Annotated in this window: 31 protein-coding genes and 2 pseudogenes; 22 read left to right on the plus strand and 11 right to left on the minus strand. The window is 53.9% G+C overall.

Annotation, left to right across the window (positions count from 1 at the left end):
• Positions 1 to 289: 289 nt before the first annotated feature.
• Positions 290 to 822 (minus strand): annotated as a pseudogene (locus C816_RS25585) (helix-turn-helix domain-containing protein); the annotation flags it as partial.
• An 80-nt stretch (positions 823 to 902) separates the two neighbouring features.
• On the opposite strand from C816_RS25585, the gene C816_RS08365 reads away from it, so the two are divergent.
• The 4 genes from C816_RS08365 to C816_RS08375 are packed head-to-tail and all read left to right on the plus strand — an operon-like array spanning position 903 to position 3,307.
• On the plus strand, positions 903 to 2,474 hold the full coding sequence (locus C816_RS08365; protein ID WP_081646299.1) for a recombinase family protein: 1,572 nt from the start codon (positions 903 to 905) through the stop codon (positions 2,472 to 2,474).
• Positions 2,449 to 2,607 carry a hypothetical protein gene (locus C816_RS24240; protein WP_016321951.1) on the plus strand — a complete coding sequence of 53 codons (159 nt, stop codon included), beginning with the start codon at positions 2,449 to 2,451 and terminating at the stop codon, positions 2,605 to 2,607. The genes C816_RS08365 and C816_RS24240 overlap by 26 nt, the downstream gene beginning before the upstream one ends.
• 17 nt (positions 2,608 to 2,624) lie before the next feature.
• Positions 2,625 to 2,996, plus strand: coding sequence for a TnpV protein (locus C816_RS08370; RefSeq protein WP_016321952.1), 372 nt, complete (start codon positions 2,625 to 2,627; stop codon positions 2,994 to 2,996).
• Positions 2,997 to 3,007: 11 nt separating this feature from the next.
• Positions 3,008 to 3,307: a hypothetical protein gene (locus C816_RS08375; protein ID WP_016321953.1), complete on the plus strand. Its 300-nt coding sequence runs from the start codon at positions 3,008 to 3,010 to the stop codon at positions 3,305 to 3,307.
• 26 nt (positions 3,308 to 3,333) lie between these two features.
• Here the strand turns inward: C816_RS08375 and C816_RS08380 are convergent, their stop codons facing one another.
• Positions 3,334 to 3,705, minus strand: coding sequence for a helix-turn-helix transcriptional regulator (locus tag C816_RS08380; protein WP_040655298.1), 372 nt, complete (start codon positions 3,703 to 3,705; stop codon positions 3,334 to 3,336).
• Between the two features lie 200 nt (positions 3,706 to 3,905).
• Between C816_RS08380 and C816_RS08385 the strand changes: the two genes are divergently transcribed.
• From C816_RS08385 to C816_RS08420, 8 genes and pseudogenes are all read left to right on the plus strand, one after another.
• Positions 3,906 to 4,571 (plus strand): response regulator transcription factor, encoded by a 666-nt coding sequence (locus C816_RS08385; protein WP_016321955.1) that lies wholly within the window; start codon positions 3,906 to 3,908, stop codon positions 4,569 to 4,571.
• The gene (locus C816_RS08390; RefSeq protein WP_016321956.1) at positions 4,568 to 5,665 is read left to right on the plus strand and encodes a sensor histidine kinase; all 1,098 of its coding nucleotides are present in this window, start codon (positions 4,568 to 4,570) and stop codon (positions 5,663 to 5,665) included. The genes C816_RS08385 and C816_RS08390 overlap by 4 nt, the downstream gene beginning before the upstream one ends.
• A 135-nt stretch (positions 5,666 to 5,800) precedes the next feature.
• Positions 5,801 to 7,237 carry an ABC transporter permease gene (locus C816_RS08395; RefSeq protein ID WP_016321957.1) on the plus strand — a complete coding sequence of 479 codons (1,437 nt, stop codon included), beginning with the start codon at positions 5,801 to 5,803 and terminating at the stop codon, positions 7,235 to 7,237.
• Positions 7,238 to 7,250: 13 nt separating this feature from the next.
• Positions 7,251 to 7,886, plus strand: coding sequence for an ABC transporter ATP-binding protein (locus tag C816_RS08400; protein ID WP_016321958.1), 636 nt, complete (start codon positions 7,251 to 7,253; stop codon positions 7,884 to 7,886).
• Complete coding sequence (locus C816_RS08405; protein ID WP_016321959.1) at positions 7,886 to 8,149, plus strand: hypothetical protein; 264 nt, start codon at positions 7,886 to 7,888, stop codon at positions 8,147 to 8,149. The genes C816_RS08400 and C816_RS08405 overlap by 1 nt, the downstream gene beginning before the upstream one ends.
• Positions 8,150 to 8,514: 365 nt before the next feature.
• Positions 8,515 to 8,943: a hypothetical protein gene (locus tag C816_RS08410; RefSeq protein ID WP_016321960.1), complete on the plus strand. Its 429-nt coding sequence runs from the start codon at positions 8,515 to 8,517 to the stop codon at positions 8,941 to 8,943.
• An 81-nt stretch (positions 8,944 to 9,024) separates the two neighbouring features.
• Positions 9,025 to 9,501: an RNA polymerase sigma factor gene (locus tag C816_RS08415; RefSeq protein ID WP_016321961.1), complete on the plus strand. Its 477-nt coding sequence runs from the start codon at positions 9,025 to 9,027 to the stop codon at positions 9,499 to 9,501.
• Between the two features lie 58 nt (positions 9,502 to 9,559).
• Positions 9,560 to 10,180: pseudogene (locus C816_RS08420) on the plus strand (hypothetical protein); the annotation flags it as partial.
• Positions 10,181 to 10,194: 14 nt separating this feature from the next.
• On the opposite strand, the gene C816_RS08425 reads toward C816_RS08420, so the two are convergent.
• Positions 10,195 to 10,593 carry a putative toxin-antitoxin system toxin component, PIN family gene (locus C816_RS08425; protein WP_016321963.1) on the minus strand — a complete coding sequence of 133 codons (399 nt, stop codon included), beginning with the start codon at positions 10,591 to 10,593 and terminating at the stop codon, positions 10,195 to 10,197.
• 5 nt (positions 10,594 to 10,598) lie between these two features.
• The gene (locus tag C816_RS08430) at positions 10,599 to 10,853 is read right to left on the minus strand and encodes an AbrB/MazE/SpoVT family DNA-binding domain-containing protein (RefSeq protein WP_016321964.1); all 255 of its coding nucleotides are present in this window, start codon (positions 10,851 to 10,853) and stop codon (positions 10,599 to 10,601) included.
• A gap of 121 nt (positions 10,854 to 10,974) precedes the next feature.
• On the opposite strand from C816_RS08430, the gene C816_RS08435 reads away from it, so the two are divergent.
• From C816_RS08435 to C816_RS22625, 5 genes are all read left to right on the plus strand, one after another.
• Entirely contained in the window at positions 10,975 to 11,340 is a 366-nt protein-coding gene (locus C816_RS08435; RefSeq protein WP_016321965.1) for a PrgI family protein, read from the plus strand.
• Positions 11,333 to 13,666, plus strand: a complete 2,334-nt coding sequence (locus tag C816_RS08440; RefSeq protein ID WP_016321966.1) for a VirB4-like conjugal transfer ATPase, CD1110 family — start codon at positions 11,333 to 11,335, stop codon at positions 13,664 to 13,666. Before C816_RS08435 ends, C816_RS08440 begins: the two co-directional genes overlap by 8 nt.
• Positions 13,663 to 14,571, plus strand: coding sequence for a radical SAM protein (locus C816_RS08445; protein ID WP_016321967.1), 909 nt, complete (start codon positions 13,663 to 13,665; stop codon positions 14,569 to 14,571). Before C816_RS08440 ends, C816_RS08445 begins: the two co-directional genes overlap by 4 nt.
• A 67-nt stretch (positions 14,572 to 14,638) precedes the next feature.
• On the plus strand, positions 14,639 to 15,097 hold the full coding sequence (locus C816_RS08450; protein ID WP_016321968.1) for an XF1762 family protein: 459 nt from the start codon (positions 14,639 to 14,641) through the stop codon (positions 15,095 to 15,097).
• On the plus strand, positions 15,094 to 17,268 hold the full coding sequence (locus tag C816_RS22625; RefSeq protein WP_016321969.1) for a CHAP domain-containing protein: 2,175 nt from the start codon (positions 15,094 to 15,096) through the stop codon (positions 17,266 to 17,268). The genes C816_RS08450 and C816_RS22625 overlap by 4 nt, the downstream gene beginning before the upstream one ends.
• Positions 17,269 to 17,331: 63 nt before the next feature.
• Here the strand turns inward: C816_RS22625 and C816_RS08460 are convergent, their stop codons facing one another.
• Positions 17,332 to 17,559 carry a helix-turn-helix domain-containing protein gene (locus C816_RS08460; protein ID WP_016321970.1) on the minus strand — a complete coding sequence of 76 codons (228 nt, stop codon included), beginning with the start codon at positions 17,557 to 17,559 and terminating at the stop codon, positions 17,332 to 17,334.
• A 156-nt stretch (positions 17,560 to 17,715) separates the two neighbouring features.
• On the opposite strand from C816_RS08460, the gene C816_RS08465 reads away from it, so the two are divergent.
• On the plus strand, positions 17,716 to 18,168 hold the full coding sequence (locus tag C816_RS08465; RefSeq protein WP_016321971.1) for a hypothetical protein: 453 nt from the start codon (positions 17,716 to 17,718) through the stop codon (positions 18,166 to 18,168).
• 66 nt (positions 18,169 to 18,234) lie between these two features.
• Here the strand turns inward: C816_RS08465 and C816_RS08470 are convergent, their stop codons facing one another.
• On the minus strand, positions 18,235 to 18,579 hold the full coding sequence (locus tag C816_RS08470; RefSeq protein WP_040655133.1) for a helix-turn-helix domain-containing protein: 345 nt from the start codon (positions 18,577 to 18,579) through the stop codon (positions 18,235 to 18,237).
• 174 nt (positions 18,580 to 18,753) lie between these two features.
• Here C816_RS08470 and C816_RS08475 point away from each other — a divergent pair, with 174 nt between their 5' ends.
• From C816_RS08475 to C816_RS22630, 4 genes are all read left to right on the plus strand, one after another.
• Complete coding sequence (locus tag C816_RS08475) at positions 18,754 to 19,782, plus strand: NAD(P)/FAD-dependent oxidoreductase (RefSeq protein ID WP_016321972.1); 1,029 nt, start codon at positions 18,754 to 18,756, stop codon at positions 19,780 to 19,782.
• Positions 19,783 to 19,914: 132 nt separating this feature from the next.
• The gene (locus C816_RS08480) at positions 19,915 to 20,475 is read left to right on the plus strand and encodes an RNA polymerase sigma factor (protein WP_016321973.1); all 561 of its coding nucleotides are present in this window, start codon (positions 19,915 to 19,917) and stop codon (positions 20,473 to 20,475) included.
• The gene (locus tag C816_RS08485) at positions 20,472 to 21,209 is read left to right on the plus strand and encodes a hypothetical protein (RefSeq protein ID WP_016321974.1); all 738 of its coding nucleotides are present in this window, start codon (positions 20,472 to 20,474) and stop codon (positions 21,207 to 21,209) included. The genes C816_RS08480 and C816_RS08485 overlap by 4 nt, the downstream gene beginning before the upstream one ends.
• Positions 21,203 to 21,451 carry a DUF2000 family protein gene (locus C816_RS22630; protein ID WP_242832164.1) on the plus strand — a complete coding sequence of 83 codons (249 nt, stop codon included), beginning with the start codon at positions 21,203 to 21,205 and terminating at the stop codon, positions 21,449 to 21,451. The genes C816_RS08485 and C816_RS22630 overlap by 7 nt, the downstream gene beginning before the upstream one ends.
• Here the strand turns inward: C816_RS22630 and C816_RS08490 are convergent.
• The 5 genes from C816_RS08490 to C816_RS08510 form a co-directional block, all read right to left on the minus strand.
• Positions 21,411 to 22,427 carry a hypothetical protein gene (locus C816_RS08490; protein ID WP_016321975.1) on the minus strand — a complete coding sequence of 339 codons (1,017 nt, stop codon included), beginning with the start codon at positions 22,425 to 22,427 and terminating at the stop codon, positions 21,411 to 21,413. The genes C816_RS22630 and C816_RS08490 overlap by 41 nt on opposite strands.
• A 13-nt stretch (positions 22,428 to 22,440) precedes the next feature.
• Complete coding sequence (locus tag C816_RS24245; RefSeq protein ID WP_016321976.1) at positions 22,441 to 23,070, minus strand: P-loop NTPase family protein; 630 nt, start codon at positions 23,068 to 23,070, stop codon at positions 22,441 to 22,443.
• A gap of 21 nt (positions 23,071 to 23,091) precedes the next feature.
• Positions 23,092 to 23,760 carry a DUF6033 family protein gene (locus C816_RS08500; RefSeq protein WP_040655305.1) on the minus strand — a complete coding sequence of 223 codons (669 nt, stop codon included), beginning with the start codon at positions 23,758 to 23,760 and terminating at the stop codon, positions 23,092 to 23,094.
• 101 nt (positions 23,761 to 23,861) lie between these two features.
• Positions 23,862 to 25,241, minus strand: coding sequence for a sensor histidine kinase (locus C816_RS08505; protein WP_016321978.1), 1,380 nt, complete (start codon positions 25,239 to 25,241; stop codon positions 23,862 to 23,864).
• The gene (locus C816_RS08510; RefSeq protein WP_016321979.1) at positions 25,238 to 25,963 is read right to left on the minus strand and encodes a LytR/AlgR family response regulator transcription factor; all 726 of its coding nucleotides are present in this window, start codon (positions 25,961 to 25,963) and stop codon (positions 25,238 to 25,240) included. The genes C816_RS08505 and C816_RS08510 overlap by 4 nt, the downstream gene beginning before the upstream one ends.
• Positions 25,964 to 25,997: the final 34 nt, after the last annotated feature.

A 25,997-nucleotide genomic window follows, 5' to 3' on the forward strand; every position in this document is an offset into this window, starting at 1 on the left:
CAAAACGGCCCTGTTATTGCAAGGGTTTCCGGCTGTGGTCAATAGGGAGGCAATACGATTTGACTTGAACCTGTCAAAACGGGCCTCTAACGGCGTACAAACGGGCAAAAAGCCAGGACAGGAGGCCGACACCCCGGCGCTTCTGTCCTGGCTTATTCTGATCTGCAAAGCTGTGCTGTCACGCAAGAGGGCCGCGGCCCTCTTGCGGCACCCGCTGGAAGCGTACACCCGCTTCGCGTCTGTACGCTTCCAGCGGGTCAGATAACGGTCATGATAACCCCTGCTGCTATATGACCGCTCTGCTTCTCCCTTCCGTTCCATTCCTTTCCGGCGGCTTTGCCGCCCATTTCCCCAGGGAGGGGGGTAAGGGAAAGGATAGGAAAGGAATGGGTACTTGATAAATCTTTAATTGATTTTTCTGTATTTACTTCTATCTTTATTTTATTGCGTCGGATTTACCTACGTTGGATTTTCCGACATTGGTTTTCCCGACGCAGGTTATTCCAATGCCGGTTAATCGGACGGCAACTGGGGTTCTTCGTAGATGGTGTATTCCGCTCCCCGCAGCCGTCCCCGGCTGTCCCGCTCTCTTGTCCGTACGATATATCCAGCCTGTTCCAGCTCGTGAACGGCTTGGCGGATAGCGTCAATCTGCTCCCGGTTGATATAGGCCAGCCCTTGCAGGGTGTAGTCCCACTTTTCCGGGAGGCTAAGCATCTGCGACAGCAGACCCTTGGCCTTTAGGGACAACTCCCGGTTCCGCAGATGGTGGTTGGACATGACTGTGTAATTTGTGTTCTTTGCGATATGAAATACTGTCATTTCTGCTCCTTTCAGCGCATATAGCGGTGCCCTCGACCAGATTGGGCAGAGAACACCGCTTTTGTGTTTTCGTACATACCATGCTTGCCTGCCGCCCATCCCCATTGATTTTCCTATGTTTTTGGAAGTATCGTTATCTAACGCCGCCTTTCGACCGTCCAGATTTTAACCGTATGCTGGACGACATCGAAGCGGGCAAAATTGATGTGGTCATCACAAAGGATTTATCCAGGCTGGGCCGCGACCATTTGAAGGTGGGGCATTTTACAGAAATTTACTTTCCGATGAAGAATGTCCGCTATATCGCGGTCAACGACTGCGTGGACACCGCCAACAAGAACAACGACATAGCGGCGCTGAAAAACGTCATGAACGAGTTTTACAGCCGGGACAATTCCCGCAAAATCCGTTCGTCCATACGGGCCAGGGCAAAGGCAGGGCTTTACCGTTCATCCTTTAATCCCATCGGCTACCGCAAGGCCCCGGATAACCACAATAAGCTGATTGTGGACGAGGAAACGGCATGGATCGTGAAGCGGATATTCGAGTATGCCAATGCTGGTATGGGGCCGAACAAAATCGCCACGTTATTCCGTCAAGAGCAAGTGCCCTGTCCCTCCTGGTGGCTCCATCAACGAGGGGAGAAACAGTATCAGAAACGCTTTGAAAATCCGGCTAATAAATATGAGTGGTCGCACACTGTAATTCGGGGTATCATCGGAAATCCCGTTTACCTCGGCCATACAGTGATGTGCAAAACAGAGGTCGTGTTTAAGGTCGGAAAATACAAAAAAGTTCCAGAAACCGAGCAGATACGGGTGGACAACACCCATGAGCCGCTGGTGTCACAGGAAGTCTTTGACGGGGCAAATGCTAAAATTTTGAGCCGACGGCGTGACACTACGGATAATTTTGTATCTATTTTTTCCGGGCTGGTGAAGTGTGGGACGTGCGGGAAGGCGCTGGGCCTGCGCTACTGGACGGGAAAGAGGCACAGGGTTTACGTCTGTACCACCTATGCCCATAACACGAAAGCGTGTACCGACCACCGCATTTTTTACGATGACCTGTACGACGCGGTTTTGGCCGACATCCAGTACCACGCCCAGCTTGCCTATGAGGACAGGGACAAGGCCGTTGCCCTGGCAATCAGGATGAACGACAAAGCGGAGGGCAGCAGGGCAAAAAGCAGCGAGGGAAAGCTGAAGCAGGCCCGGAAACGCTATGATGAAGTGACCAGGATGTTCGACCGGCTGTATGAGGATTCCCTGTCCGGGCGTATCTCCAACGACAATTTCACCCGGCTGGTGGACAAGTATCAGGCGGAGCAGGCCCAGCTTCTGGAGCAGATCGACGCGCTGGAGCGGGCCATGCAGGAGGTCAGGGATACCCGGCAGAACGCCGTACAGTGGGCCGACCTGATGGCGGAGTACGCCGGTATCCAGGAATTGACCGCCGAAAACCTCAATCTCCTTGTAGAGCGTATTGAGGTTTTTGACCGGGCGGCGACAGATGACGGAGTGGAGCAGACCATCCGTATCTGTTACCGCTTCGGCGGTTACATAGGGGAGCGGTGTTTCAGGGCAAGGGTGCTGAAACATCCCTCCCGAAAGAGGGGGGCGGACGATGAAAAAGCATTACTTGTATCTTGATGAAGCGGAGTGGCGGCGGCTGGTGTTCTATCTGAACGAGTTCCGCAACAAGCTGATCGCCCAGGGCCGCTACACCGACTGCATGGATGAATTGCTGGTAAAGACAATCAGCGCAAAGACAGTAAAAATATGATGATGGAGGTATTTATCATGGAAAAATCTCTTTTTGAGCGGATGGGCGGTACATATGAAATGCGGGGCGATTACCGGCTCCCCTGCCTTGCTCTACCGGCTGAAGAAAAGCCGGTAGGGGTATGGGGCCAGCGGCACCTGCGGTACATCAGGCAGCACCGCAAGGCCCTTTACACGGCCCTCTGGATGGGCGGCGGGCTGCATGATTATCTCGCCGACATTGACCGGCAGGCCGAGGAAATGTTCTTTCAGTTGGTAAAAGATTACGCCCAGCGGCAGGGCATAACGGAGCGGTTAAAGGCTGAAAATCAAATGGAATGGGTAGGCCGGATGAATAATTGCAAGGCCCAGGCGGAGGAAGTCATTCTGGCGGAATTGATTTATGTTTAGGGGGATTATCTATGTTGACATTTGAAAAGGTATTAGAGGTTTTCGGAGATTATCTGCAACAAGACCCGCTCTATGAGGTCATCACCACCAGCCACGGCTATACGCTGATGGCCTGGGAACCGAGAAGGAACGACTGGTACAAGGCCAGATATATGGAAACCCCGGAAATTTTGATGGATAGTCTGTTAGATACCTACGCAAATTTCATGGAAGATCAGATAACCGACAATGAGCGGGATTTGACCGAACAGGAAACCGACGAGATAAAAAGACAGTGTGATTTGCTCCGGGCCAAGTGCATGAGCAAATAGCGGCAAAGCGAAACGGGAGGGCGCGGTTAAGCGTCCTCCTTTCCGTTTGATTGGGCCTGTTCAATCTGCACGATTTCTTTTGCTGTTGCGGTCACGATCCGCAGCCCATCATCACCCATACCATCCAGCAGAACATCAAGCTGGCGGCGCTGGGTGTTCTTCCCTGTGGGCCGTTCCAAAAGGAATTGGTCAACGGATATGTTGTAGCGCAGCATTAACTCGAAAAAGATTTGCAGACTTGGGTGCTGGCCTTTGTTCTCAATGTTGGCAAGATAGCGCGGGGATAAGTACATCTCGTCACATACCTTTTTCCGGCTCTCTTTACGTTCCAGCCGCGCCGCTTTGATTGCCGCCCCAAACGCTTTGAAATCATATCGTGGTACAGGCCTTTTTGCCATATTCATATCACCCTGTTACATTCTACTGTTCATCTCTTGATTTAGATATGTCTATATAATTCTATTCTTTAGCTTTAATAATTCCCATTGCTGGGAGAATGATTTAATCACATTTAATTGACCGTACATATTTTTGCTGTTAGAATTTCATATACATTCCACATTTGTGTGCTACACTGCATCCAAAAGGAGGTGCGCTGATGGCAACACTGCTGATTGTCGAGGACGACTGCAAAACCAACGATGCAATTTGTGAATACCTAAAGCCAGCGGGCCACAAGGTTATCCCAGCATACGACGGTGGAGAAGCGTTACAGCTTTTCCGTGAGAACAGCATCGACCTTGTTGTGCTGGACATTATGCTGCCCCACGTCAGCGGCCTGTCTGTCCTGCATGAGATACGGCAAACAAACGCAACACCTATTCTGATGCTCACAGCTATTGAGGACGAATATACCCAAGTCAGAAGTTTTGACGAGCAGGCCGATGACTACATGACAAAGCCCTTTTCTATGGTATTGCTGGGGAGGCGGATTACCGCCCTTTTGCGTCGAAGCGGGCAGGCCCCGTTACCCCAAACAATCACCTTTGGGGACGTGACTGTTGATTTCTCCGGCTACACCGCCAACGACAGCGCCGGGAAAATCGACATCATGCCAAAGGAAATTGATTTGCTCCGGCTGCTGGTGGAGCATAAAGGGCTGGTGTTGACCCGTTCGCAGATTTTGGACGAACTGTGGGGCGCTGACTATCCGATCATCGACCGAACCGTGGACACCTACATCAAAAATCTGCGGAAGAAGCTGCGGCTTGACTGTATCGTGACGGTCAAGGGCATCGGTTATAAATACGAGGTACAGCCATGAGACGATTAAAACTGTTTCCAAAAATATTCCTCTATACCATGAGCATCATGCTCTTTGTCATTGTTGTCACGCATGGATTGATTTATCTGCTTGCCCCACGGTTGCAGCTTGCGGTGAGTACCCAGGAAGATGTTGTTGTCAGTATCCGACAGGAGCAATTTGTGACCGAGGCAGTAGAAAAAGCCCTGCCCATCTCGTTAAGCTGTTCCCTGCTGATTTCCGTTGTCTGTTCCCTCCTGTTTTCCAAAGCGATTGCCGACCCTATCAAGAAAATTTCTGCGTCAACCGAGCAGATGATGAAATTAGACCACGGAGCAAGCTGCCCTATCCATACAAAGGATGAAATTGGTACACTGGCGCAGAACGTCAATGATCTGTACTCTAATCTGCTGTCTACCATTGAACATTTAGAACGGGAAAAAGACGCTGTGCGTGATATGGAGCGGGCCAAGGTGGACTTCCTGCGGGCGGCGTCCCATGAACTGAAAACACCTGTGACCGCATTGAACGCCACACTGGAAAACATGATTTTAGGCGTTGGAAAGTATCAGGACTACGCAACATACCTCCCGGAGTGCAAGGAAATGGTAGAGCAGCTTTCCGGTATGATACATGAAATATTGGAAACCTCCAAGCTGAATTTGACTGCCGAAGCGCCAAAACAGGTTGATGTGTCTGAACTGCTGGCGGAACTGTGCGAACCCTACCAACTGATTGCGGCGGCACATCAAATTACGTTCTCTCTTGACCTGCCGGTACAATTCCCCGCGACACTTCCGGCTGGCCCGTTCAGTAAGGCGGTATCAAATGTTCTCGCAAACGCTGTTGCCTATACGGAGGCCGGGAAAGTGGTTTCCGTCTACATGGAGGGGCGCAGCCTCGTGGTAGAAAATGAGTGCCAGCCTATCCCTGACGATGAAATTCGCCGTCTGTTTGAGCCGTTCTACCGTCCAGATTTCTCCCGGAGCCGGGAGAGTGGAGGCAACGGCCTGGGCCTCTATATCGTGGACACGCTTTTGACCTCTATGGACGTTCCCTATTCTTTTAAGCCGATGAAGTCCCCGACTGGGATGTGTTTTACCATTCAGCTATAAATGCGGAAAACTCCCCGGCTGGGGAGTTTTTCATTTCTGCCTAAATTCCATATACGTTTCATACCCATTCCACATTGGGATGCTATTCTGCGAGTGCGTTCAGAAGAACAGCACAACAATATGGAGGTATCGACCATGAGCATTTTCAAAAGGGCGTTTTTATACGTCACGCGAAAACGGGGGAAAACACTTCTCCTGTTCGCCATCCTGCTGATTATGGCAACCTTTGTCCTGACGGGCCTCTCCATCTGGAAAGCGTCGGAAGCCGCGCAGCTTGACCTGCGGCAGAGCTTGGGCGGCAAATTTGACGTTTTCGTGGATTGGAGCAACAGCCCCTATGTAGTGAAAGAACCCGTCAAAGATGAAGTGGACGAGGAAACCGGCAAAACATCAAGCAGCTTTCTCATGTATTCCACCGTACAATTTACCCCGGAGAACATCGCCGCCATCAAAGGCGTTTCCGGGGTCAAGTATTGCAGCGCAAGGCAGGACAGTCTTCTCCCATTTGACGAGCTTTCCCTGTTCCCTGGGACAATCGCAACCGATGCGAAGTATCAGGGCTACACAAAGGCGCTGGGCGTCTGCAACACGGAAGATGATGAACTTTTCACCACCGGCACACTGACGCTGGCAGAGGGACGGCATATTACCACCGACGATACCCATGTGGCAATCATCAGCCAGGACTTGGCGGAAAGAAACGAGTTGAAGATCGGGGATTATCTCACCGCCCACAGTTACAGCGTGGAAGATCAGGGCTTTACCGGGCTGGAAATCAGGATACAAATTATTGGACTGTTTACCCCTCATGCGGTGGAGCAGTTTGGGGAAACCGTCACCACCTACGACAAAATCCAGAACCGTGTATTTGTGGATTTGCAGTCCTCAAAAGAATTTGACGGCGGAGAAATCAACTACGGCTTTTCCGCGCTCCACGTTACCATAGACGACCCGCAGGACATGGCGCGGGTGGTGGCCGAAGTCAAGGCCCTGCCGGGTATTGACTGGAAAGCCTTTACCGTGGAGGTGGACAATGAAACCTACGAAAACGCCGCCGCTCCGCTGGCTACGCTGAATGAATTGGTCGTGACCCTGCTGGTGGTGATTATCGTTGTCAGCGCCATCATTCTGGCCCTGATATTGACCCTTTGGACAAAGACCCGCATCCATGAGATCGGCGTATTCCTGTCTGTGGGTATCAGGAAATCGGCTATTATCGGGCAGTATTTGATTGAGGTGCTGCTGATTGCCGTCCTCGCCTTTGGCCTGTCCTACTTCACCAGCAACGCCATAGCGGGGCAGATCGGCAACCACCTGTTGGAGCAGAGTATGCAGACCGGGCCGGAGGACGATAACGATGTTGTTTCCGTTGCCGCCTCCGTTGAGATAGGCGCGGATAATCTCGTGCAAAAGCCCTTACCCACTGAAAACGGCATCCAGGTATCGGTTGGGCTGGATAACCTTGCCCAGCTCTACTTGATCGGATTTGCCATCATCATTGTGGCGGTCAGCGCATCGTCTATCACGGTCATGCGGCTGAAACCCCGTGAAATCCTGTCAAAAATGAGCTGAAGGAGGGACTATCATGCCTACACTGGAATTGAAAAATGTTTCTTACGCCTACGAAAAGGGAAAGGCAGTTTTGCAGAACGTCAGCGGGTTACTGGAAACCGGGAAAATGTACGCCATCCTCGGCCCGTCCGGGTCTGGCAAGACCACGCTTCTGTCCCTGCTGGGCGGACTGGATGTGCCGACACAGGGCAGCGTCCTGTTTGACGGCGAGGACATTACGTCAAAGGGGCTGGAACACCACCGCAGGAACCATATTTCACTGATTTTCCAAAGCTATAACCTGATTGACTACATGACGCCCGTTGAAAATGTGCGGCTTACCGCCAAGCTGGACGCCGCCCCCATTCTGGAACGGCTGGGGCTGGAGCAGGACGAGATCACCCGGAATGTGCTGAAACTGTCCGGCGGACAGCAACAGCGGGTGGCGATTGCGCGGGCACTGGCCTCCGATGCCCCGGTCATTCTGGCGGACGAGCCGACCGGGAACTTGGACGCCGACACCGCCGAGGAAATCACGGCGATTTTGAAAGAGAGCGCCCATACGTTCGGGAAGTGCGTGGTGGTCGTAACGCACTCTGGCGAGGTGGCAAAACAGGCGGATGTGGTGCTGGAAATCAAACGAGGACATTTGAAAGAGAGGGAAATGTGATGAAGAAAATTACTGCTATTTTGGCGTGTATGGTGGTCTGCTTCTTGCTGTTCACCGGCTGTACCAATCAGAAAGACGGCAGCGATCAGGACACAAATTTGGGGAACTCCGTGGAAATTGATGATACGGATATTGATATTGACGCCGGAACAAAGCCGGGTGCCGAGGACAACTCTGACAATGTTTCCCTGCCAGATGGCTACACTTACAGTTTCAAAGACCCGGATAATGCGGACGGTATTGTAGTCACGCCGAGGGAGTAAGAAAAAATTCCCGTTTCACACAGGTTCCATATTGGCTTTATATAGGTTCCACATGGCGGCGGTACTTTGGTAAAAAGTGCCGCCGTCTTTGAACTGGGCGGCTTGGGGAGGTAGCCGCTGTGGATCGCAGAATGTTCTTGCCAGATTTGAATATTGATTTGTCAAAAAAATCCTGGCTACTGATAACAGCTACCCTGCCTTTAATGATGAACTCTTAAATCATAGCAATACGTTTAACAAAGCAACTGCTCTTATCTGTCCCGTACAGATAGGCGCAGTTGCTTTTATACATGGCTTTTCAGCAGGTTGTCGCTCCCCGCCCTCCTATCTGTATTTTCAAAAAATTCAGATGGGAGGGAACGGCCATGTCATACAATCATGGCAAAGAAGAACGCAGATGGAAGCGTTGGAAACTGGCTGAAGAAAAGGTGCTGCGGGCCTGCAGCATGGATGAAAACACTATCGAACAGCTTCGCCTTTGGGACAGGGCTATGTTCAATTCGGACAGGCGCTTTTATGAGAAGTTGCAGGATACGGGTACATACCTGGACAGTGTTGCCGGGAGTGAAGCGCCAACTGAGATTTACACGGTGGAGGATCTGCTGAATGATATTGAAAATGCGGAACTGCTCAAAGCCCTGCTGATGGTGGACAAGCTCACTCTGCAAATCACTTTGCTGAAAATGAATGGGTACTCCGCCAATGAGATCGCCATACTCATTCACCTGTCCACGGACGCCATTTATAAGCGGATCGCTGTACTGAAAAAGAAATTAAAGAAATTTCAAGGGTAGCTCCAAAATCGCACGTCCCTACGGGCTGCTGGGTGAGAGGTCAAGTCCTCTCACCCAGTTTTTTCGTAGGAGGACGGGCAAATGACGTTTATGGATAAGGTCTACACGCTTCGGACAGAGGTGCATAGCGAGGGCGGAACAGCGTATTTCATCAGCTTTACGGATGGGCAAGGCGAGTTTTACGATTTGGAGGTATCTGAGCCTTTCTTCATGGAATTTCGTCAAATGGAGCGCAAAAACCGTAATCTCCAACAGTCCGATTGGCGGCATGGGGAGGGCTGGGATTTGTGGGATGAAACACTCTATAAGCGGGCGTTCAGAGTTCCCAAAAGTGTTGAGGAATTGATTTTTGATGCAGAGCAGCGGGAACTGCTCAATAAAGCTATTGCCGCGCTCCCGGAAATCCAGCGGCGGCGGTTTCTGCTCTACCATGAGTATGACCTCAACTACCGCCAGATTGGTGAGATGGAGCATTGTAGGCCGCAGTCAATCAGGCACTCGGTTATTCGGGCCAGAGAAAAGATAAAGGCCGAGATAGAAAAGTATCGGGCTGGGTGATATTGAGATACCCTCATATCTTTGGATATGGGGGTATCTGCTAAATGTTCTCTAATGGAATTTTACTGAGGTCAAAAAGCCGGAACACGCATTAAAGCTGTTTGTCCGCTTTGCGCTGGCAAAGGCCCTTATCACCTATGGTATGGAGCTGATGCTGGCCCTGTTGAGTATCATCCAGGGTATCGTGTCGTCCATTATGAACGCGGCGGGCTTCGGAGCGCCGCAATCCACCGTCCTGCCCGCCGAGATCGTGACGGCCATTGAGGACTGCGGCTTTTTTGAGAGCATACCCCTATGGGCGGTGACGCTGATCGGCGGGCTGTTCATTTGGGTGCTGTCCTTCGTCATGATTTTGAGCGTCTACGGGCGCTTCTTCAAGATGTATATGTACGCTGCGCTGGCCCCCATCCCCCTGTCCAGCTTTGCCGGGGAACCCAGCCAGAATGTGGGCAAGAGCTTTTTGAAAAGCTACGCCGCCGTCTGTCTGGAGGGGGCCGTCATCGTGTTGGCCTGCATCATCTTCTCCGTGTTTGCCAGTTCCCCGCCCGCCGTTGACCCGGACGCGGCGGCGGCTTCTATGGTGTGGAGCTATATCGGGGAATTGGTGTTTCATATGCTTATCTTGGTGGGCAGCGTCAAAATGTCCGACCATGTTGTGCGTGAAATGATGGGGCTGTAAAAAAGAGCAGAGCGTCAAAGCTCCACTCCTTCTTCCTCTAAAAACTGTGCCGCCGTCAGGCATCGGGGATGTTCCATTTCAAGACTTAAAAAATCCTTGTCGCCGGTCAGTATCGCATCAACATCCGCAACGATAGCGGCGTTCAGGATGGGCTGGTCTTTTGCATCGCGGATCAGCTTTTCCGCATGGTCTACCGCTGGGATTAGCTCATAGGGCAGTTCGGCAATCAGAACTTCCGCATCCGGCAGATACTTGGGAGCCTTGCGTTTCAGAATATCCCGGAGTTCCGTAATATTGCGGTCGCAAAGTACAATCTCATGGTGATCGACCGCATACAAGAGGGCCTGCGCCGGTTTGGAATGAGGAAACAACAAAGCGGAAAACAGGATGTTCGTATCAACTAAAATCCGCATCGCACCTATTCCTTCCCATAGCGGACTTCATCTACAAGAGCCTGCACATCGTCCTCGTTAGCCACGCCAAGTTCTTCCGCAAGTCCGGCGAACGCGGCCTGGGCCTTGCGGATAGCGGTTGCGGAGGCGTTGCTTAGAACAACCTCGCCGCCCTGATTTTGAAAGAACAAAATCTTATCCCCCGACTTCAAACCGAGTAGGCGGCGAATCTCTGCGGGAACCGTGATCTGTCCATTGGCGGAGAGTTTGGCTAAATTCATAACTGCCATCCTTTCTGTCCTTGAAATCTAAAGAATTCTTTAGTCATATCTATTATACGCGGTACAGAGGAAAAAGTAAACCATTTTCGCATTGATTTTATCACGTCAGGAGGTCTAAATTTTGGAAGTCAAAATTAACCGAGAAATCCGCAACTACACGGAGAGTATGTTTTTCGGGCTGTCCCTGCGGCAGCTCGTTTTTTCTGCCCTGGCGGTGGCCGTGGCTGTGGGGCTGTACTTTCTGCTGAAACCCTGCGTCGGCACGGAAACCGTGTCCTGGATGTGCATTGTGGGCGCGGCCCCCTTTGCCGCCCTGGGCTTCTTCACCTACCACGGCATGACGGCGGAGCAGTTCATTTGGGCGTGGCTGCGCTCGGAGGTGCTGGAACCCAGGGAACTGCGCTTTGAATCGTCCACGCTGTACTACGACCTTTTGAAGTCCAGCATGGAAAAGCGTGAAAAGGAGGAATACAAGCGCCATGATTAAGAGCATCAAGACCATCATGCGGCAGGATCGGGAGCCGTACCGCGTCCCCCGCAGGGTGCAGGACGTGATACCCATTCAATGCGTCTGGCCGGACGGCATTTTTAAGGTGGGCATCAAGTTCTCCAAGACCTACCGTTTCACCGACATCAATTACAAGGTGGCAAGCCGGGAGGACAAGGAAACCATGTTCCTGGCCTACTCGGAGCTGTTGAACGGCCTGGACAGCGCCGCCACCACCAAGCTGACTATTTGCAACCGCCGCCAGAGCCAAGCGGACTTTGAGCAGTCTGTCCTTATGGCTATGCGGGGGGACGGCCTGGACAAGTACCGCCAGGAGTACAACCAAATGCTCATTGACAAGGCGACCGGGGCCAACGGCATCATCCAGGAGAAACTTGTCACCGTGACCGTCTACAAGCGGGATATTGAGGACGCCCGCGCCTACTTCACCCGGATCGGGGCCGACCTGACCGCCCGCTTTGCCGCCCTCGGCTCCAAGTGCGTGGAGCTGGACGCCGCTGACCGTCTGCGTATCCTCCACGACTTCTACCGGGCCGGGGACGAGGGCAGTTTTCACTTCGATATGGCGGATATGGCCCGGAAGGGCCACGACTTCAAGGACTATATCTGCCCGGATGGTATTGAGAAGCACAGCGACTATTTGAAGCTGGGCGACCGCTATTGCCGGATACTGTTCCTGAAGGACTACGCCAACTATATCCAGGACGAGATCGTGGCGGACTTGACCGACCTGAACCGCAATATGATGTTGTCCATTGACATCCTCTCCGTGCCCACCGACGAGGCCGTGCGGGAGGTGGAGAACCGTCTGCTGGGGGTTGAAACCAATATCACAAACTGGCAGCGCCGCCAGAATCAGAACAACAACTTCTCCGCCATCGTCCCCTACGACATGGAGTTGCAGCGCAAGGAGAGCAAGGAGTTTTTGGCCGACCTCACCACCCGCGACCAGCGGATGATGCAGGCCGTCCTCACCCTTGTCATCACCGCCGACAGCAAACAGCAGCTTGACAGCGACACGGAAAAGGTGCGCTCCCTGTCCGGGCGGTGCCAGTTGGCGGTGCTAAAATACCAGCAGCTTGACGGCCTGAATACCGTCCTGCCCATCGGCACCCGGAAGATCGACGCTTTCCGCACGCTGACCACGGAATCGCTTGCCGTATTCATGCCCTTTAAGGTGCAGGAGATCATGGACAGGGGCGGCATCTACTTCGGGGAGAACGCCATTTCCCATAACCTTATCATGTGCAACAAGGCGAACCTGCTCAATCAGTCGTCCTTCCGGCTGGGCGTCCCCGGCTCCGGCAAATCGTTCAGTGTGAAAGAGGAAATCGCGTTCCTGATCCTTAACACGGACGATGATATTCTCATAGCAGACCCGGAGGGCGAGTACGCCCCCCTCATTGAAGCGATGGATGGCCTGGGCAGCGTTGTCCGGGTGGCCGCTGGCGGCAAAGACCGCTTGAACGCCATGTATATGGTGGACGGCTACGGTGAGAACAACCCCATCGTGGTGAAATCGCAGTTTATCATGTCCCTGGTGGAACGCATTGACCCCAAGGGTGTAGGCCCCCAGCACAACTCCATTATCGACCGCTGTACGGGGGATTTGTACGAGAACGCAAAACACGGTGGCCCCGCTCCCACGCTGACAGCCCTCCGGGAAATGCTGCTGGAACAGCCGGAGAGCGAGGCAAGGGGGATCGCCCTGGCCCTGGAACTGTTCACCACCGGCTCCCTTGACATTTTCGGCCATGAAAGCACCGTTGACCTGGACAAGCGGGTGGTGGTGTTCGACATCCACGGCCTGGGCGAACAGTTGAAGCCCATCGGCCACCTTGTTATCACCGACACCATGCTCAACCGCGTCACCCTGAACTGGAAGAAGGGCAAGCGCACCCACGTCTTTATCGACGAGTTCCATGTCATGTTTGAGAACGAGTTTTCCGCCGCCTTTTTCAACTCCGCGTGGCGGCAGTTCCGCAAGCGTAACGCCTACCCCACCGCCATCACGCAGAACGTAGAGTATCTTCTGGACTCCGTGCAGGCCAGTACCATGCTGTCCAACTCCGAGTTTATTGTCATGCTGAACCAGGCGGCAAGCGACCGGGAGAAGTTGGCCCGCCTGCTGAATATCTCCGAGGAACAGATGGGCCACATCACCAACGCCCCCGCCGGGTGCGGGCTTATCAAGTACGGCTCGGCCCTGGTGCCCTTCGTCAACCGCTTCCCCTCTAACACCGAACTGTACCGCTTGATGACCACCCGGCCCGGTGAGGGCCGCTTTGCGGGGGGACAGGCATGAAGATCGGCCTGATAGATGTGGACGGGCATAACTGGCCCAACCTTTGCCTGATGAAACTGTCTGCCTACCACAAAGCGCATGGGGATGATGTTGAGTGGTGGATGCCGGAGGGCCGCTATGACCGGGTGTATAAGAGCCGGGTGTTTACGGACACCTATTCCAAAGACACGATCACGGTTGACAACGCCGGTGAAGTCATTAAGGGCGGCACCGGCTATGGCCCCGGCCCCAACCTGCCCGACGAGGTGGAACACACCCGCCCGGACTACGCCTTATATCCGCAGTTTTCCGGCACGGCCTACGGCTTTATGACCCGTGGCTGTCCCCGGAACTGCGGATTTTGCATTGTGTCCAAGAAAGAGGGGCGGCGCAGTACCCACATCGCTGACCTGTCCGAATTTTGGGACGGGCAAAAGGAGGTCAAGCTGTTGGACGCGAACCTGCTGGCCTGTCCTGACCATGAAAGGCTGATTTTGCAGCTTGCGGAAAGCGGGGCGTGGGTGGACTTTACCCAAGGGCTGGATGTGCGCCTGATTACCCCGGACAATGTTTCCCTGCTGAACCGGGTAAAGACAAAAATGCTCCATTTCGCGTGGGACGACCCCAACACGGACTTGACGGGCTGTTTCAGGCGGTTTTCGGAGCTGACCTCCATCCGGGACTTTCGGCGGCGGCGTGTGTATGTCCTGACCAACTATGGCAGCACCCATGAACAAGACCTTTACCGGGTGGAAACCCTGCGGGACATGGGCTACGACCCCTTTGTGATGATCTACGAGCGACCCAGCGCCCCGCCCATCACCTGCCAGCTTGCCCGGTGGGTGAACAACAAGCGGATATTCCGTGTTGTCCCGAATTTTGCCGACTATATCCCCAATCCCAACAAAAAGAGCGCCAGACCGTGAACAGGATAAGACCCGGAGGGGGACAGGCTTGAAGCCTGTCCCTCTCCCTTTGAATGGAGGGATGAAAATGCCATTGAAAATCAAGCCCTGCCACCTGCGGGCCGCGAGGGAGTATGTGGGCCGGTATCACCGGCACAGCATCCCGCCCGTGGGCGGCAAGTTCGCCGTGGCCTGTTATGATGGGGACAACCTGTGCGGCGTCGCCATTTGTGGCCGTCCCGTCGCCCGGTATCTGGACGATGGGCTGACCCTGGAAATCCTGCGCTGCTGTACGGATGGGACGGACAACGCCTGTTCCAAGCTCTACGGGGCCTGCTGCCGCATTGGGTTTGAGATGGGCTATGAGCGAATCGTCACCTATACGCTGGCATCCGAGAACGGAGCATCTTTGCGGGCCGCTGGCTTTGCCTTTGACGGCGAGGCCGGGGGCCGGGAGTGGACAGGCCAGCGCCGCAGGGACTACTATGTGGCCCCCGCCGAACTGAAACACCGCTGGATGAAAAGACGGGCAGGTGAGCGGCCATGAGCAAGATCAAGACCCGTGAAAAGGGTAAGGACATTAAGGTGTTGGATAAATCCGCTGTCGTGGGCCAGCGCATGAAAAACGCCTTTATCCGCTCCAAGCGGAACGCGGCGGCGCTGATGGATGACCGGCAGGCTACTCCCAGCGAATACGCCGAGGATAAGGTGGAGTTTGCTGCCGATGATCTGGCCCATGATACGGCGAATGTGGCGGTGTCTGGCACGAAAACGGCAGCACGCCAGGGGCGAAAGCTGTTCCAGCGCCAGCGGGAGAAACGGGCGGCGGAGAAGCGCCGGGAAAACACCGCCCCCACGGAACAGGCTCCCGCCCCCGAACCGTCCCAGGGTACGGCCCCGGAGGGCCAGCCCCCGCAGCGGCACAGCGGGACAGCCCCGGAGGGACGGCTCCCGCGTCAGCGCACCGACCCGCCCAGGGATGGGCAGCGCCCCCGGCAGGGCACCGGCTCCGCCCAGGACAGACGGCTCCCACGCCAGCGAACCGGGACAGCCCCGGAGCGTCAGCACCTCCCACGGTATGAGCGCACAGCGGAGCGGCCCCCGGCCCGCGCTGACATTGAGCGCCCTGTTGATACCGCAAACTCCATTGTGGAGCGTGGGCGGGCCTTTGCCAAGAAGCAGGCCGCAAAGTGGGCCGAGCGGAAACGGCAGGTGAAAAACCGGCCTGTCCAGCCTGACCGGCCACCGCAGGTAAAGCCCCAGGACGCCGCCAAAGCGCCCCATCAGGTGGAAACAGCGGTCAATAACCTGGAAACGCCCATAAAAACGGCGAAACGGCCCGCCCAGGCTATGGGGCAGACCGCAAAGGCCACCGGCAGGGGCGCAAAGGGCACTGTTAAGAGCGCCCAGCGGACGGTAAAGACGGCACAGCGTACCGCAAAGGGCACCGTGAAAACCGCCCAGCATACGTCTAAAACCGCCATCAAGACCGCAGACCATACGGCAAAGGCGGCACAGAAAACGGCCCAGGCCACCGCAAAGGCGGCGAAAATGACCGCCCACGCCGCCCGTGCCACGGCCAAGACCGCCGCCGCCACCGCGAAAGCCGCCGCAAAGGGCGTTTCCGCTACGGTAAAAGCCATGATCGCATCCGTCAAGGCACTTGTGGCCGCTATTGCCGCTGGGGGCTGGGTTGCCATCCTTGCTATCGTGATTATCTGCTTGATTGGCCTGATCGTCGGCTCCTGCTTCGGTATCTTCTTTTCGGGAGAGGACAGCGGCACGGGACAGACCATGCCCGCCGTTGTCCGGGAGATCAATCAAGAGTATGAGGGCAAGCTGGACGAGATCAAGAACAGCACCGCCCATGACACGCTTGAAATGTCCGGCTCCCGCGCCGTCTGGCCGGAGGTGCTGGCAATATACGCCGTTAAGACCACCACCGACCCGAACAACCCCCAGGAAGTCGCCACGATGGACGACAGCAAAAAAGAGCTGTTGAAAGAGATATTTTGGGCTATGAACGAGATAAGTAGCCGCACCGAAACCGCCACCACCACCCAAACCGTGGAAACCGACGATGGGGCGGGCAACATCATTGAGGAAGAAGTTGAGGTAACGACAACGACCCTCTATATCACCGTGACCCACAAGACCGCCGATGAAATGGCGGACGCCTACAACTTCACTGCCGACCAGCGGGCGCAGCTTGCGGAATTACTGGCTGAAGAAAACCGCAGTATGTGGAGCAGCGCCCTATACGGTATCGGCGTAGGCGATGGAGAGATCGTGGTGGTGGCTCTCTCCCAACTCGGCAACGTGGGGGGCCAGCCCTATTGGTCATGGTACGGCTTCAACTCCCGCGTGGAGTGGTGCGCCTGCTTTGTCAGTTGGTGCGCCAACGAGTGCGGGTATCTGGACGCTGGCGTGATCCCCAGGACAGCGGGCTGTATCTCCGGCTCTGATTGGTTCAAAGACCGGGGACTCTGGCAGGACAACAGCTATGAACCCCGTCCCGGTGACATCATCTACTTTGATTGGGACAACAAGGGCAACTCTGGCCCCCAGGACGGCCTTGCCGACCATGTGGGCATTGTGGAGAAGGTGGAGAACGGTCTTGTCTACACCGTGGAGGGCAACTCCGGCGATAGCTGCCGGGAGAACCGCTACGCCATAGGCCATTATGAAATTTATGGATACGGCACACCTGCCTACTGACCCCGCAGACGTATAATTTTCGCCCTGGACTGACTGGAAACAGTTCGTCCAGGGCGGCTTTTTTCATTCCTCAAACAGCTTTGAAACGGGAACTTCCAGTACATCCGCGATCTTAAACAGCGTTTCCAACGACACGCCAAAGACCCGCGTGGGGCTTTCAATTTTAGAGACATACGACCATGACCGCCCGATCTTATCCGCAAACGCCTCCTGCGTCAGCCCCTGCAATTTTCGGTAGTATTGCACCTTCAATCCGAAGCGGATGTACTGTTCCCGATATTCCGTTTCCATAGCGCACCCCTCTTTCCGATAAAAGGGTAACACGAAAACGGGGATTTATTTAGAGAATGTAATTGCTATTTATAGCAATACAATGATATAATAGGGCAATCACAGGTCAAGTATTCCCGCCGTCCGGCGAACGGGCGGGCACAAGGAGGTCATGCGATGGAGAAAACCTGCTTTTTTATCGGCCACCGGGACGCGCCGGACAGTCTGGCCCCGGTACTGGACGCCCTGGTGGAGCGGCATATCACGGAGTATGGTGTGGGGGAGTTTGTGGTAGGGCGCTACGGCGGGTTTGACGCGCTGGCGGCAAGCGCGGTGAAGCGGGCCAAGGTGCGCCACCCGGACGTGCGGCTGATCTGCCTGCGGCCCTACCACCCGGCTGAACGGACTGAAAAGACACCCAGCGGCTTTGACGGCTCCTTTTACCCTCCGGGGATAGAGCAAGTGCCAAGGAAGCTGGCTATCGTCCGGGCCAACCGCTACATGGTGGACAACAGCGACTTTCTGATTGCCTACGCATGGCACCCCGGCAACGCCCGTGAGTTGGTAGAGTACGCCCAGCGGCGAGAGCGGCGGGGATTATTGCGTGTGAATGTGCTGGGCCAAGCGTAGGTCGTAACCTACCGCTGAAGATAAGGGCATACGAATAAGAGCCATTGACCTCGCAATCAACGGCTCTTACTCTTTCATTCTGATTGCCCCATCCAAAGTGGCTTCTACGATAGGAAGATATTTTTCCGGGCATAGTTGCATTTTGTGACGCACTCTCTGGCGTACTTCACTGTTTTCCTGCATTAGCGCAGGATTGAAGTAGCGTTCCATAGGTAAATGACAAATTTGTATCAGTCGCAACATGACCGGGACGCTGGGAATTATTAGACCTAATTCAATGTTGGCGAGATAGCGAGTTGATACGCTTACTTCCTCTGCCAACGCTCTGCGTGTCATTCCTTGCGCTTCACGCCCTGCTCGTACATCCTCTCCAAAAGTTTCAAAACCGGGACAATCCTTGACCTCTGCCATATTACATCACCCAAGCACATTGTATAGTTCATACTCATTCTTTTGAATGATGTAATTTTCTCTTTACTTCCCTTTATAATTCATCTTTGTTGAATCGAAAGCCCTGTCTTACGTTGTATCAGCCATGAAATTGTGCTATAATCGAAGCGAAACTTTAGAAAAACGGGGTGCCCCATGTACGATGTAATTGTTGTCGGTGCTGGCCCTGCCGGAAGTACCGCCGCAAAGGTACTGGCTGAAAGAGGTCTTCACGTCCTGCTGGTAGAACGGCACAAACTCCCCCGCTATAAATCATGCTCCGGCATCCTGATCCAGAAGTCAATGGATTTGGTGCGGCGTTACTATGGACAGGATGTACCGCTGTCCGCAACGTGTACCCCGGCAGAAAATCGGGGCATGATCTTCACAGATGATAAAGGCCGGGAGTTCCGCTTTGAACAAGGCGGCTTGAACGTGTGGCGCAGTTCCTTTGATAACTGGCTGACGGAACAGGCGGCAGCGTCCGGCGCGGAAGTCCGGGACAACACCAGCGCCGTTTCCTGTGAGGAACAGCCCGATTTGATTTCTGTCACGCTGCGGGGGGAATCCTCTTGCACAGAACAGGCCAGATACATCATTGATTGTGAGGGTGTCACCGGCGTATTAAAGCGGCAGTTACTTGGAAACAACCGGGATTTTATCACGACTTTCCAGACGTTCAACCGGGGAACAATCCAGTTAGACCCGCACTACTTCTATGCCTACTTACAGCCGGAGCTGTCCGAGTATGACGCATGGTTCAATGTGAAAGATGAAATGCTGGTGCTGGGCGTTTCAGTCAAGGACACCAGCAGGATCGAGCAGTTCTATCAGCGGTTCATCTCCTACATGGAAACCCACCACGGCTTGCAGATCGGGCAGCAGGTCAAGGCGGAAAAGTGGCTGATGCCCCATATCCGGCCCGGTTGCTCCGTCACCTATGGACAGGGCCGGGTACTGTTCGCCGGTGAGATCGCTGGGTTCCTCAATCCGATGGGCGAGGGGATTTCGGCGGGGATGGAGAGCGGCTACTGCGTGGCCCAGGCCATAGCGAATCACTTTGACGCTTTGGATATGATTTATACAGACTACCAGCGAGACACCCAGCAGCTAAAGTCCTACATGAAACGTCAGTGGAATTTTGTCGGGCGGATGGCCGTTACATTTTCGGACATGACTATCTAAACGAAAGGTGCGGGGACAAAACACAAATGAGTTTTGTCCCCTGCACTTTATTTTTTGAAAAAATGTGACCTGCCATAGAGGTTTCCTGTCTATATGGGTGAAGAGCCTTATCGCAAGGGGAAGGAGGTTCGTGTGGAGGATAAGCAAATTATAGATTTGTATTGGAGGCGCGCCGAAACTGCTATATCTGAAACTGCGAAGAAGTACGGGAGGTACTGTCATTCTATCGCATTTAATATCCTGCACAGCCATGAGGATAGCGAGGAATGTGTGAACGATACGTTCTTCAACGCTTGGAGGACGATGCCGCCCCAGCGTCCGAGTAAATTTGCGGCTTTTCTTGGAACGATCACCCGGCATCTATCGCTTAACAGGTGGGAGCAATACAGCGCAGAAAAACGTGGCTGCGGACAAGTGCCGCTTGTGCTGGAGGAATTGAATGATTGTATCCCAGCTTCAGAAAATGTGGAACAGGTTGTCGATGATCTTGCTTTGACAGAACTGCTCAATCGGTTCCTGGGTACTCTTTCAACGGACAGTCGCAAAATATTCATGCGTAGATATTGGTATATGAACACAATTAAAGAAATTGCGAAAGGCTATTCAATGAGTGAGAGCAAAGTGAAAATGTCTTTGTTCCGCTCCCGAAACGAACTGAAACAATTATTGGAGAAAGAAGGTTTTGATCTATGAAAGAAAAGCGTTTGTTGAAGGCTATGGGCAAAGTGGACGAAAAGTACATCGAAGAAGCGTCCCCTGCCCAGCACGCCAAAAGACCCGGCTGGTTGAAACGGGGGGCCATCGCAGCTTGTTTATGCGTAGCTTTGTTAGCCGGAGTGCTTTTCAAAATTCCTGGTCCAGACGTTACCATTGCACCGGGCTTTTTGGTAGTCACAGCGTATGCCGCTTCATCAGATGAAGAAATAACCATGCAGGAAGGTATAGAGTTGCCAACAGATTATAAGTGGAGCCTTGCTATGAGCAGCCGACCGGGACTTCCATTGAAACTATCCACTACGGAATACGACGATTTAAGTTTTGAGGTATCAGTTGATGGCGGGACATTGCTTTTTTGGGAGGGTAACAAAATAACATATTTAGACTCGTCGTTCAACACTGGAAATGATACTACTGTATATTGGACTAACCTATCGCGAACAGGCGAGAGCGATTTTGAACGGTATATGGGAACTACGGCATATATCAACATCGTAATTTACGAGGGAGATAACATTGTTGGATATGCTGTTGTTGAAATATACACAAATGACCTTGAAAATGAACCTGCACAGACTTACTCTGCCAAGTTGCTCAAGTCAGTATCTTTCCCAAAAGCTAATAGGGAATATCAAAAGATAACCGCTGAATATGTAGCGACGGAAATGGAACAAATCAAAAACGAAACACAAGCCGGACAGAGGTGGTAGGGGCCGATATTACCGACCAGAGCGGCAACGAGCATCTTGGCGTCATCGAATTTCCTGTGCCGATCCTGTGGGGTTCGCCGGAGATTATCAAGCAGATTAGGATGGTATTACTAAGAGAGACTACCGCAGAATGGTCTATAAATAGAGTGAACGGACAAGGCCCAACCGAGCCTTGTCCGCTTACTTTTTTGAGAGGGATAATTACAACATCGCTCCGCCGCCCCAAACTTGGGACTGCGTGATCGCCAGAACGGTTTCAGTAGGAATACCGGCAATCTCGCTGCCAAAAATCTCCCGCAGGTTCCCGCCCGTCAGCATGGCGGCAAGCTGGGATTTCGCCGCAGCGGACGCGGCCAGCTCGGAAGCCTGGATGTGCCGCTGAATTTGCTTTTCCACCGCCAGTTTCATAAACTCGGCGTGGCGGGCCATACGCAAATCCCACCAGCTTTCTTCATCGTCAGAACCGCTCTTGGAGTAGGTGATCTCCCCGCCTGCGCTGGAGGAACAGGCATTACAGATGTTCCCGTCCTCCCCGATGGCAACGGCCTGGGACATATCCCAGGTACTACCGGGCATAATGGCCTCGTTTCGCGCTACGTCAAATGCAAACCATGTGTCGATCTTCGCAAAAATCTCCTGGGCATAGGCCGGGTCTTGCTCCATGCGCTCCTGCACCTTGGGATGAATGACCACGGCTTTGCTCCCAGGCGGGACGTTGCCCAGGGCGTGAATCTCTTTCGGAGCGGTGAACCTGCCTTCTATGGAGCCGTAGAAGGGATTGGCCCCGGTGGGCTGCCAATTCTCCAGCGTTTCCTTTGCCTTGTCCCCGTCCTGGTACAACAGGTAATGAGGGTAGTCGTTCCGTGTTCTCCAATAGCCGCTGCTGGCGTCAAAGACGTGATAATGGATGTTGGGATATTTGGCCTTCAGCATGGTTTCCAGAGAAGGAGCCTCCGTTGCTTCTGTTGCCTCCACATCCCCCGTCTGAACCTGCCCGGCAGCCCGCACCGACAAATCCATCATAAGGCTGGTAGGCAGACCCGCCATACCCATAAGGCCGCTCATGCCGGTTGTCAGCGTGTCCGTTCTGCCCCGGCTGGCCTGCGCCGCCATATCAAGAAAACGGTTGGCCTGTGTCCCGGTCTGCTTGGCTTCACGGGCCTTTGTGGGGGCGCTATATGTCTGTGTCCCATAACCCGGCTGAATCGTATTGCTCACACTATTTCCTCCCTTAAAGCAACCCCATCAAAAGTTCTGCGGCGCTGACGGAACCGCCGTTCATACGGAGTTTCATCATCAACCGCCGTTTCGCTGCGGCTTCCTCGGCAAGTTCCATATATTTTTTATGGCGTTCCATGCGTTGCTCCCAAAAACTGCCCTCTGATCGCGTATGAAATTCCGAATCGTTTCCAACGGGCCAGGAATCAGCCCTGTATTGGTCAAGCGAAGTTCCAACTGTAATTAAGACAGAACAATTCCGCGGAGCATAGGAGGCCCCCAAATCCCTTTGAAGCAAGGCGAGAACCTGTGCCCTATATTCTGGATCATCTTTCATCGCTTGAAATGCTGCGTCCGATATATTGACAGCCGCATTACTTACTGTTGGATTGCAGATTATTTTCGACAAGTCCTCATAAAACTCTTTCTTAAAGAGCTGCATTTCCTCTGCTTTCGATAGCTCCGCTTTCTGCTGGGTGGCCTCTGTTCCGTTGACCTCAAATACATCATTTTTCTTTTCACCGGCCCGTGCCGCCATATCCATGAAGCTGCTACCCTGCGTCCCGGTCTGCCTTGCTTTACGGGCCTTTGTAGGGGAGCTGTATGTTCGCATTCCGTAACCCGGTTGAATCATATTGCTCATTGTATCACCCTTCCTGTTTCATTACATATTGAGGAAAAACATATTTGCTCCTGCTGGTAAAGAAATCTCCGGCGTGATAGCGGGGGCAGATACCATCCGCGTTTTCAGCAGATCACCGATATTGGAAAAGGATTTTTCCAATACCTCCGCCCCTGCGGTACGCTCCCACATGGCCCTGCGCTGTGCCGCCGCTGCTGCGGCCTGCTCCTGATACTGCCGCTGCTGTTCCGCTTTTTTCTTTGCCTTTTCCGCATTGATCCTGTTTACCTCGGCCACACGCTCCGGGGAATCGCCACAGCCGCCGATATAGGTCACACTTCCATCCTCATGGATTACCACGCCACAAGGCTCATAGTTAAGACCCCGGGCGGCGAACTGTGCTTTCAATCTTGGAGTAGCATTGAAAAAATCATCAATCTTCTGCTCATAATACGCGGCCTTTTCCGGGTCATTCGCCATATCCTCTAAAATGTTGGGCGCAATCACAACGCTGTTGCCGTTCATGCGACCGCCCGCTTTTTGAAGGCTGGCTTGGTCTTTTCCGACGCTCTGAATCGTAACCTGTCCGTATTTGTTTTCCAGGTGTTTCTTGTAAGCATCAACATTTGATGTTTCGCCCTCGTTGGTGACTTCCGGCCTGCTGCTGATCTCCAGCACGTCAGCCGTGCCTCTGCTGGCCTTTGCAGCCATATCCAGAAAACTGGAAGTCCGTGCCGCCGTACTCCGAACGGTGCGGTTTTCGGGTAGGGGGCTATACATCCTGTTCAAATATCTGCAATCGATCATGCCGCTCATAAACTGCTCCTTTCCTGCAATAGAACTGTTGCGGAAAATTCCTGCTGAACTGCTTTCAGCTCCAATTCTCCCATGTACTTCTCCGCCTCCCGGCGCACGTTGGCAAGGCCGATGCCGTGCATGGGAACATCCTCCTGTTTCGTTGTGACAGGCAAGCCGTCCTGCCCGAATACCACCTCACCCGTGAAAGAGTTTTTGACCTCTATCAGAAAGAAACGTCCTTTTCTCTTTCCAGTCAGTACAATAAACCGTTCACCCTCGCCCACCTTCTCGCAAGCCTCCACCGCGTTTTGCAGAAGATTTTGAAGGATGATACCCACATCAAAGGCATCATAGGCCCCCGGATCGGGGTAATGGAACTCCACCTGGAAACAGATGCCCAGGTCAAGGCTCCGCCGCCGTGTCTCGTTGACAATCACATCCGTGACCGGGTTGCCCGTCTGAAGCGTCAGCTCAAAGCCGCTCATACTCTCGTCCATTTTGGCGATATAGTCCTCCAGGCTGGCATATTCGCCGCTCTGCGCCAGACCCTTGATGTTGGTCAGATGGCCCCGCATCTCGTGTTTCAGCCCACGGATGCGGGCGTAGAACTGTTCCGCCTCATGGATACGCGCCCGGATCGCCTGTGTCTGCTGGTACTCCATGTAGTGCGTGGCCTGTTCAGCCCGGAGCGCCGCCATACCTTGCTGAAAAGTGATGGTCAGATAGGCCCCGGCGTAGAACAGCAGGGCCAGCACCGGGATTACCGCCAAAAACGCCGGGTGGCGCTCATAGAGCTGGAGCAGAACGCCGTCCTTGAACTCCACCAGCAGCCGGGAGATCACCTGTCCGAACAGAATCCCCGCTGTTGGCACCAGGGCGAGATAGCACAGCTCCCGCCGGTGGAGCGTCATACGCTGTTTCCGCATTTGATGCTGGAGGGCATAGAGCATGACGGCCAGCATAGAGGCGTGGGACAGCAGGAACAGCATGACCAGCAGGGCGGCGCGGAGAAAGACCGCCTCCGGCGGTTCCAGGCGGTAGGGGACTGACCGCTCCACAATAAAATACAGACTTTGCACCATCAGGCCGCTGGAAATCCTGGCGTTGAAGTAGAGCAGCGTCAGGAGGAACACAGACGGCTTTTCCAGTCCGATCCACCTGGATACCACCAGCAGCATCGCCATCAGGATCAGCCCAAAGGAGCCTTGGGGCAGCGCCGCCCGGTTGCAGACGATCTCAAACAGAATGTAGACGAAAAAAACAAGGAGCAGCCCGCACCGCCGTTTGTCCTGCGGAACGAAAGGCCGGAAAAAGGCGGTGAGCAGGGCGGCGTATGTCAATTCTGCCCCGGCGGAAAATGCCTGATTGAATATCCGAAACCCTGTCTCGCTCATAGGCCAGCCCCCCTTTTCACAAAGCGGAGGTAGGCTTTCACGAAGTCCTGGTACTTGTATTTGGAGATCAGCAGCTTTTCCCCATTGGTCAGCGTCAGCTCCGTCTTGCTGTACCCCTCCACATAGGCGAGATTGACCAGATAGCCCTTGTGGACACGGAAGAACTGATCGCCCAGCTCCGCCTCTAAATCCCGAATTTTCGCGTAGCAGGAAAATGCCCCGTCTTTCAGACACAGCACAACCTTGTGATTGCTGCTTTCGATGTAATAAATGTTGTCCAGCGGTACGGTTCGGCTGGTGCCAGCAGATTGAAGCGTGAGCGCATGGGAAAGCTGCGGCCGAACACGGCCCACCTCGATCTGTTCCACGGCGCGGGCAAAGACCTGGGCAAGCTTTTCCTCGTCCACCGGCTTCAGCAGATATTGGAACGCGCCCACGTCAAAGGCATCGAACACATACCGCTCATAGCCGGTCACAAAGATAATGACCGGCTGGGTCACGGCTGACTGTTCCCTGATCTGGCGGGCCAGCGCCATACCATCCGGGCCGGTGGCGTTCAGCTCAATGTCCAGAAAGAGCAGGTCAATTCCCCGGTGGTCTGCGAGGCAGTCACTGGCGGAGGCGTACTCCACGACCTCACAGGGGCAGTCCTGCGCCCGGATCAGGGACGTAAGATAGGCGCGGGTGGGGGCTTCATCATCACAAATTGATATTCTCATCATGGCGATATTCCTCTACCTGTTTATTCGTTCAAAT

The sequence above is a fragment of the Oscillibacter sp. 1-3 genome (assembly GCF_000403435.2).
Lineage (GTDB): Bacteria > Bacillota > Clostridia > Oscillospirales > Oscillospiraceae > Oscillibacter.